Origin of the sequence: Sandarakinorhabdus sp. (assembly GCF_031422795.1) — a bacterium.
In the GTDB taxonomy this organism is placed as follows: Bacteria; Pseudomonadota; Alphaproteobacteria; order Sphingomonadales; family Sphingomonadaceae; genus Sandarakinorhabdus.
The window spans coordinates 1-3579 of record NZ_JANPML010000279.1 but is presented as its reverse complement, the minus strand read 5'-3'; the positions used below and the strand labels follow the sequence as shown (position 1 = coordinate 3579).

Here is a 3579-nt window from a genome sequence, read left to right as displayed (position 1 = left end):
GCTGGCGCGCCTGGTGCAGGGCCTTTCGGTGGGCGGCGAATATGGCGCCTCGGCGACCTTCATGAGCGAAGCGGCCCACGTCAAATGGCGCGGTTTTTTCGCAAGTTTCCAATATGTTACTCTGGTAGGCGGGCAATTGCTGGCGCTGGCACTGCTGGTGCTGCTGCAATCGCAGATGGACGAAGCGGCCCTGAAAGACTGGGGCTGGCGCATCCCGTTCGTGGTGGGGGCTGCGTGTGCAGTGCTGGTGTTCTGGCTGCGTACCGGATTGATGGAAACCGAGGCTTTTCAAACAGCCGTCGTCCCGCCGGGCACCCCGCTCAAGCGCCTGCTCGCCCACCCGCGCGAACTGCTGATTGTGCTGGCACTCACGGCGGGCGGCAGCCTGTGGTTCTACACCTTCACCACATACATGCAGAAATATCTGGTGCTGTCGGCCGGCTGGACCAAGCAGGAGGCAACGTCGGTCTCGGCGGTGGCGCTGCTGGCCTATGCCGCCATGCAGCCGCTGTTTGGTGCCGCGTCTGACATACTGGGGCGCCGCACTTTTGTGGTGAGCTTCGGCCTCATGTCGACGCTGGCCACAGTGCCGGCGCTGACCACGTTGGGCACGGCCAAACCCGGTCTGGAAAGCCTTTTCCTGTTGATCGGCTGCCTCGCCATCCTGTCGTGCTACACCGCCATTTCTGGCGTGGTGAAAGCTGAAATGTTCCCGGCGCACATTCGTGCGTTGGGGGTGGGCATGCCTTATGCGCTGGGAGTCGCGATCTTCGGCGGTTCGGCCGAATATGTGGCGCTGGCATTCAAGGGCGTCGGCATGGAATCCGGCTTTTTCTGGTATGTCACTTTCATGTCGGGGGTGGCATTGGTGGCCGCCTTGGCCTTGCCCGATACCAAGGCCAACAGCCGCATCGAAACGGATTGAAAACAACGCGTTCAGCCAGGCCCTGATCCTGGCGCGCCGCAGTTGTGTTCAGGGCCAGATCTGCGCATTCTGACCGGCATGAAGCGTCCGCATGTTTTGCCGTTCCTGGCGCTGGCGCTGCTGCTCGCCGGCTGTGGCGGCAGCGGCGGCGGGGTGGGCACAGTGCCTGCGCCGCCCCCGGCACCGACCCCCACTCCCACTCCCACGCCGACGCCCACCCCCAGCCCCTTTGACACGGTGGAATATCGCCGCTCCAACGGCGCGGTGCAGGTGCAGGCGCTGGCCGCCTATGATCGCGGTTTCAGCGGCAGCGGCATCACTGTCGCTGTCATCGATTCCGGCGTGAACCCGGCGCTGGGCGAATTTGCCGGCCGCATTTCGCCGGCCAGCCGTGATGTTGCCTCCACCCGGGCGCTGGCCGATGAACGCGGCCATGGCACATCGGTCACCGGCATCCTGCTGGCGGCGCGCAATGGCAGCGGCATCCACGGCGTTGCCCCGCAGGCAATCCTGCTGGCCCTGCGCGCCGATACGCCGGGCAGCTGTGACGATCAGGGCTGTTCCTATACCGGCACGGCCATTGCCGCGGGCCTCACGGCAGCGGCCGACGCCCGCGCCCGTGTTGTCAATGTCTCATTGGGCGGCACTGGCACCGCGAGCGCGGAACGCACGGCGGCAGCGCGACTGGCCGCAGCCGGCGGCATTCTGGTGCTGTCGGCCGGCAACGAAAGCCTGTCCACGCCGCAAAGTTTCGCCAACCAGCTTGTCGCCGTGTCCCAGGCCACCACCATCGTTGTCGGCGCGGTGACCAGCAGCAACGAAATCACCAGCTTCTCCAACCGTGCCGGGGTGCTGGCACCGAATTTTCTGGTCGCACCGGGCGTGGAGCTGCGCAGCTTCAATCAGGATGGCGCGGCGTTTCTCTACAGCGGCACTTCGGTGGCGGCGCCGGTGGTTTCGGGCGCGGTGGCCCTGTTGGCGCAGGCGTTCCCGGCGCTCACCGGCGCGCAGATCGTCGACATCCTGCTGCGCTCCGCCGATGATCTGGGCGCTGCCGGCACCGACGAGATTTACGGCCGCGGCCTGCTCAACATCGCCCGCGCGTTCCAGCCGCTGGGCAGCAGCAGCATCGGCGGCCAGCAAGTGGCGATAACCACGGGCGGCACGCTGGGCGCCGCGCTCGGCGATGGCGGGCCGCTCACCAGTGCGCTGGCCGCTGTGGCCATCAAGGATGGTTATGGCCGGGCGTTCACGGTCGATCTGGGGCAGGGGCTGGTGGCAGCACCGCCGGGCCGCCTTGCCGGCCGATTGCTGGCCACACCAACACAAACCGCCAGCATTGCCGCAGGCAACAGCGCCACAGAATTTTCCTTGGTGGGTGAAAATCGCAGCCTCTGGTCTGGTGATCGCGCCACGCTGGCCGCGCTTGCGCCCGGCCAGCAGCCGCAATCCAGCCCGATCGGCCATGTCCGCCTCGCGCTGGCCGGCGGCTCCGTGCTGGTTGCTGGCCATGGCGAAGCCGTGGCGGGACTGGTGGCGCTGGCCGAGCCATCGGGTCGCGGCCCTGATCTCGTCACCGCCGATCCGGCACTGCCGCTGGGCAGCCGGGCGCTGGGCGGGGCGGCGTTCGCGCAGCCGGTGGGCGGATTTACCCTGACGGCCGGCTTCGGCCAGTCGATGTTGCCGGCGCGCGATCGGGAGGCCACCGCCCTGCAATCGACCGCCATTGTTCGCCTGTCCCGCGCCGTTACGCCGGGCCTGGAACTGGCGGCGTTGCTGCGGCTGGATGCCGAACGCGGCAGCCTGATGGGCACGCGCCTGTCCACCGGCTTTGGCCTGGCGGGCGGCACCACCACCAGCCTTGGCTTTGCTGGCCGGCTGGCGCTTGGCCCGCGGGCGCGGCTGTCGGGGGAATGGCGTCGGGCCAGCAGCCGGTTTGATCTGGCGCGCAGCGGCCTGATTGCGAGCGCCGGCGCCTTCACCGGCGATGCCGCCAGCCTGGCGCTCACGCTGGATGGTGCGGCGTCGTCAGGCGATTCGCTCACGCTGGCCGTCACGCGCCCGCTGGCCTTGTCGGGCTCGTTGTGGCTGCTCGGGCGGGCTGATCCTGTCAGGGCTGGCCCCACCGTGCGCGAAACCGCCGCCGAGGCGCTGTATGCCGTGCCGCTTGTTGCCGGGCAGCTGCAATTCAGCCTGTTCCACCGCGAACACCCCGGCCACATCGCGGCCAGCCCCGATGACGATGGCGCGGCAGTGCGGTTTTTCCTGCGCTGGTAACTTCCATCCACAGTCAAATTGCCGTCAGGCGAACGCAGGGGCTGGCGCTACAGGGGGTTATGGGCTTAAGGCTTTTCTCCCATGACGCGGTATATTTTCATCACCGGCGGCGTGGTCTCCTCGCTCGGCAAAGGACTCATGGGTGCCTCTCTGGCTGCCCTTTTGCAGGCGCGCGGCTACAAGGTTCGCATTCGCAAGTTCGATCCCTATCTGAACGTCGATCCCGGCACGATGAGCCCGTATCAGCACGGCGAAGTCTATGTGACGGACGACGGGGCGGAAACTGATCTCGATCTTGGCCACTACGAACGTTTCACCGGCGTGCCATCGCGCAAGACCGACAATATCACCTCGGGCCGGGTTTATTCCGACATCAT

Annotated in this window: 2 protein-coding genes and 1 pseudogene; all 3 read left to right on the top strand. The window is 67.0% G+C overall.

Annotated elements, in window-relative coordinates; all coding sequences use genetic code 11:
- Positions 1–925: MFS transporter (locus RMO81_RS09990; RefSeq protein ID WP_310475703.1), on the top strand; the 925-nt coding region annotated here is incomplete at its 5' end.
- 78 nt (positions 926–1003) lie between these two features.
- Positions 1004–3202: a S8 family peptidase gene (locus RMO81_RS09985; RefSeq protein WP_310475702.1), complete on the top strand. Its 2199-nt coding sequence runs from the start codon at positions 1004–1006 to the stop codon at positions 3200–3202.
- A gap of 81 nt (positions 3203–3283) precedes the next feature.
- A pseudogene (locus tag RMO81_RS09980) lies at positions 3284–3579 on the top strand (CTP synthetase); the annotation flags it as partial.